General features: G+C 35.9%; 3 protein-coding genes. 2 read left to right on the forward strand and 1 reads right to left on the reverse strand.

What is annotated here, in order from left to right; genetic code table 11:
* Window positions 1–1,229 (reverse strand): S-layer homology domain-containing protein (locus ACIQZG_RS24170; RefSeq protein ID WP_402758659.1); only part of this gene is annotated, 1,229 nt, incomplete at its 3' end.
* 462 nt (window positions 1,230–1,691) lie between these two features.
* On the opposite strand from ACIQZG_RS24170, the gene ACIQZG_RS24175 reads away from it, so the two are divergent.
* Together ACIQZG_RS24175 and ACIQZG_RS24180 are read left to right on the forward strand one after the other, a co-directional pair.
* Window positions 1,692–2,342 (forward strand): 5-bromo-4-chloroindolyl phosphate hydrolysis family protein, encoded by a 651-nt coding sequence (locus tag ACIQZG_RS24175; RefSeq protein WP_402758663.1) that lies wholly within the window; start codon window positions 1,692–1,694, stop codon window positions 2,340–2,342.
* Window positions 2,339–3,412: a toxic anion resistance protein gene (locus ACIQZG_RS24180; RefSeq protein WP_402758665.1), complete on the forward strand. Its 1,074-nt coding sequence runs from the start codon at window positions 2,339–2,341 to the stop codon at window positions 3,410–3,412. The genes ACIQZG_RS24175 and ACIQZG_RS24180 overlap by 4 nt, the downstream gene beginning before the upstream one ends.
* Window positions 3,413–3,521 lie beyond the last annotated feature (109 nt).

Consider the following 3,521-nt stretch of genomic DNA (forward strand, 5'->3'; position numbering starts at 1 on the left):
GGATCTGGTTTTGGATCTGGTTTTGGATCTGGTTTTGGATCTGGTTTTGGATCTGGTTTTGGATCTGGTTTTGGATCTGGTTTTGGATCTGGTTTTGGATCTGGTTTTAGGTTTAGATCTGGATCTGGAGTAGAAGGTGGTTCCATTTCGACATCCTCCGTATTGTTCGCTACGATATAACCAGGTAAACCACTAACTACAGTTAAATGATAGCCATTAATCGTTTTATAAACAGGTAATTCCATTTTACTTTTCACAGTTGAAATAGTCTTTGAGGAAGCACTTGGTTTTACGTAAACAGGTACATCTTGAATTGTTGTTACTTGCTTTAGAATATTGCCAAATGTATTTCCATCTGCATCTAAAAACTGAGCATACTTTTTAGAAATATAGGCATAGACACCTTTATATGAAACTTTTAACCAGTCTCCTTCCACACCATAGACTGATAGTTTACCACCTTTATTGACAGTGCCTATAATGTTGGCCGAAGATGAAGTATCTTTAGATTTACGAATATTCAAACCGTCAGTTGTCACTTGAACTAACCCAATTACCTGCGTTGTATCTAGTACATCCACATCTTTTACGGGCAACTCTAAACGATATTTTTCGCTTTTCGCGCGCGCTACAAATAAAGCAAATTGTGCACGTGTTACTTGGTTATTTGGATTATAGTTTTGACCGCTTCCCTTTGTAATTCCATTGTAGTAAATCGTATTTACATATTGAAAGTAAGTATGGGTATTCCCTACGTCAACAAAAGGCGAATCGATATTTTCACTTGGTACAAGCTTAAATGCTTTTGTTAAAACAAAACTCATTTCATCACGTGTTAATGGTTTGTTTGGTAAGAATTTATCCTTTGTATTTGTTGCAAAGAAGCCTAGCTGGACTGCGCGTTCTACATAGCCTGAAAGCTCTGTACCAACTTGTACATCTGAAAAATTCGACTTCTTAACTGCTAATGGTTTGTTGCCTGATGCAACAACCACCATTTTAGCAACTTGTCCACGCGTTACGTTATTATAAGGTTTAAAATATGTTTTTCCTTTTTCTTTATATCCTTTAATAACGCCTGAACTCACTAAATAATTGATTTCTTCATAAGCTTCATGGTTTCGGGAAACATCCTCAAAACCACCACTTGCATTTGCACTATGTATTGTAAAAATAGAAGCTGAAATGAATAAGACGCATAATATTAGGCTGATTTTTTTGAAGTACAATGTCTTATTTCCTCCCTTTTTTGTCCATGTTTTCATTTTAACAAAATTTAACATGCAAAACTACCATACTTATGCATACATTCGACTTTAATTTTGATATTCTTATATTTTTCGATTATTTCATGAATTTACAATAAGAATCTTTTAGGGGAAGTAGCTACACAACGAGAGTTTATAGCGAAATAAGAAGCCCCGACTGCGACTCGTATACCGAAGATTACTGTAGGTCTTTGTCAAAAATAGTTAAATGGATGAACTCCGCTATAACCTCATTTTAAATTATTGAATCGCTTCGTCAGGTATTGTTTTTATTCAACTTCTTTAACATTGGGTGGATAATCATTGTGAAACTTGCAATTTAGCAGTAAAATTTAAGTAATGATGATATCATATAGTGAAACCTTTTATCGTTTAAAACGTATAAGAAGTTAGACATCTTTATAAAGTAAGGAGGAAGAAACTATGCTTAGTGTCGGACAATTTTTCTCTCGACATACCATTAGTTTTTTTATATCGCTTTCAAGTGTTTCCATTGCAGCCATAGTAGCAAATCCTGGATTCTTCCTTGGTGGCTTACTGTTTGCCGGAACTTATACAGCAAGTACATTTTTGCTAAAATTTAATCAGAAAAAGAAAGTGATGAAATTATCAGGTATTTCAAAAGAAGAATACCAACATATTGAATCGCAGCTTTCTACAGCCCAAAAACATATTCAATCTTTAAGTCAAAACTATTTACGCGTGCGTTCTATTAGCACATTTAAACAGTTACTTGAAATGACTCGTATTTCAAAGAATATTGTTAAAATCGTCAAAACCAATCCTCAAAAGTTTTATAATGTAGAGCAGTTTTTCTATGCACACTTACCTTCAGCTGTGCAATTAACGGAAAAATATACGATGTTAACAAAACAACCAGTAAAGGATAAAGAAATTCAATTAACGTTATCTCAGACACGTGAAACCTTAACTGATTTAAACGATACTATTCAAATTGACCTAAAAGATGCACTCTCGAACGACATTGATCATCTACAAATGGAAATAGAGTTCGCTAATCGTTCGAATACTAGAAAAAAAGAACAGCTAGGATGGAGAGGCGATCATAAGTGACAGTCAATAGAGAAAGGGCAATTAACCTTGAATCTTTAAATGGTGTATCACCTCTTGTCCATACTTATTTAGGAGCACCTTCTTCTCAGGAGGCGATGAGAATATATGAGACACTATCGCCACCTGCACAAAGTCGTGCACTGTTACTTGCTAGTCAAATTGATGTGTCGAATTTTGAATCTGTCTTAAGCTTAGGGCAAGGTTCTCAACGTGCCCTTTCTCAATTTGCTGACCAACTGCTGTCTCAAATGAAACGCAAGGACGTAACAAAAATTGGACAAATGCTCGATACATTAATGCAAACGCTTGATCGTGTAGATCCAAGCGAATTAGAGCAAAAAAAGCCATCTTTTTTTAACAAATTATTTGGGAAAAATAGTCCAACATTAAAACAAACACTAACTGATTTTGAACGTATTAGCATACAGGTCGAACGGATCGGCATACAGCTAGAAAGAGCTCAATTTCAATTACTAAATGATGTTGAGATGCTAGAGCAGCTGTATACACATAATCATGACTTTTTCGAAGAACTGGCAACTGCTATAGCAGCTGGACAGATGAAGAAGCATCAATCACTAGAAATTGAACTACCTGCTAAAGTCGAGAGTGTACAGTTGAATAATCAACCACTCGCTATCCAGCAACTTAATGACTTTGTGGCTCAAATCGAACGACTCGACCAACGCATCTATGATTTACAAGTTTCGCAGCAAGTGGTGTTACAAACTGCACCTCAAATCAGAATGATACAAAAAGCCAATCAGACACTTGCTGAGAAAATTGAGTTTTCAATTGTTACATTAATTCCTCTTTGGAAAAATCAATTAGCTATGATGCTATCAATGAATGCGGATCGACATTATTCTCAGCTAGAAGAGAGACTCTCACGCGCTAACGACCGCTTTATGCAATCTCCTTCCTTCGACGTGCAATTATCTAAATTCAAAGAAACACAACATGAATTAAAAACAACACTACAAGAGTTATTTACACTGCATACGAACACAGAAAAGGAAAAAGAGCATTTACAAGAAGTCGCTGAATTAAAGATTACTAAGACTATTTAGGTTATACCCTAAACAACAATCGAGTAGGAGGGAGCGACTAACTCCCGTCCTCTCACACCACCGTACGTACGGATCCGTATACGGCGGTTCCATGAAGTCTGACGGACAG

Origin of the sequence: Lysinibacillus sp. NPDC096418 (genome assembly GCF_044762775.1) — a bacterium.
Taxonomy (GTDB): domain Bacteria; phylum Bacillota; class Bacilli; order Bacillales_A; family Planococcaceae; genus Lysinibacillus.

Bases quoted from the DNA above. Each gene is read 5' to 3' on its own strand.
- ACIQZG_RS24175 (WP_402758663.1), top strand. From the start codon at position 1,692: ATGCTTAGTGTCGGACAATTTTTCTCTCGACATACCATTAGTTTTTTT.